The organism is Novosphingobium aerophilum (assembly GCF_014230305.1).
Taxonomy (GTDB): domain Bacteria; phylum Pseudomonadota; class Alphaproteobacteria; order Sphingomonadales; family Sphingomonadaceae; genus Novosphingobium; species Novosphingobium aerophilum.
Window position 1 is genome coordinate 1 of the sequence record NZ_JACLAU010000104.1, and the last position, 1,240, is coordinate 1,240.

The window sequence follows — 1,240 nt, forward strand, 5'->3', positions numbered from 1 at the left end:
GGCCAAGGATTAGGCCCTAAAATAATAAAGAAATTATTGAAAAAGGCTTTTGAAGATTTGGGACTACACAGAATTGAATTAGGTGTTTTTGCCTTTAATAAATCAGCTATTAAAAGTTACAAAAAGATTGGATTTATAAAAGAAGGAGAAAAAAGAGACTTTAGAAAATTAAATGGAGAATATTATAATTTATGGCAAATGAGTATGTTAGAAAGCGAATGGTCTTGAATAATTTTAAACAAAAATAGTCCTCTTATTAAAATAAGAGGACTATTTTTGTTTATTTAGAGCGTACCTTAATTTTTAAGGTTCTGTTGCAAAGTAAAAAAATATAGCTAACCACTAATTTATCATGTCAGTGTTCGCTTAACTTGCTAGCATGATGCTAATTTCGTGGCATGGCGAAAATCCGTAGATCTGAAGAGACCTGCGGTTCTTTTTATATAGAGCGTAAATACATTCAATACCTTTTAAAGTATTCTTTGCTGTATTGATACTTTGATACCTTGTCTTTCTTACTTTAATATGACGGTGATCTTGCTCAATGAGGTTATTCAGATATTTCGATGTACAATGACAGTCAGGTTTAAGTTTAAAAGCTTTAATTACTTTAGCCATTGCTACCTTCGTTGAAGGTGCCTGATCTGTAATTACCTTTTGAGGTTTACCAAATTGTTTAATGAGACGTTTGATAAACGCATATGCTGAATGATTATCTCGTTGCTTACGCAACCAAATATCTAATGTATGTCCCTCTGCATCAATGGCACGATATAAATAGCTCCATTTTCCTTTTATTTTGATGTACGTCTCATCAATACGCCATTTGTAATAAGCTTTTTTATGCTTTTTCTTCCAAATTTGATACAAAATTGGGGCATATTCTTGAACCCAACGGTAGACCGTTGAATGATGAACGTTTACACCACGTTCCCTTAATATTTCAGATATATCACGATAACTCAATGCATATCTTAGATAGTAGCCAACGGCTACAGTGATAACATCCTTGTTAAATTGTTTATATCTGAAATAGTTCATACAGAAGACTCCTTTTTGTTAAAATTATACTATAAATTCAACTTTGCAACAGAACCTTTTCAAACATATTTGTTTGATAATGCGTATGTCATTTGTTAGCTATAGAACGGAATTCAAAAATATATTTTTGAATGTAGTGATGGCCTCGCCAGAGCGAAGATAACTCTTACATTTGAATGTAAGAGTATATCGAGCTATA

General features: G+C 31.9%; 2 protein-coding genes. One reads left to right on the forward strand and one right to left on the reverse strand.

Features of this window, described 5'->3' with window-relative positions; genetic code table 11:
* A partial coding sequence (locus H7F49_RS19200) for a GNAT family N-acetyltransferase (RefSeq protein WP_185685151.1) occupies positions 1–228 on the forward strand: 228 nt, incomplete at its 5' end.
* Positions 229–366: 138 nt separating this feature from the next.
* Here H7F49_RS19200 and H7F49_RS19205 read toward each other — a convergent pair.
* A complete protein-coding gene (locus H7F49_RS19205) occupies positions 367–1,041 on the reverse strand; it encodes an IS6-like element IS257 family transposase (RefSeq protein WP_001105987.1) in 675 nt (224 codons plus the stop codon).
* Positions 1,042–1,240 lie beyond the last annotated feature (199 nt).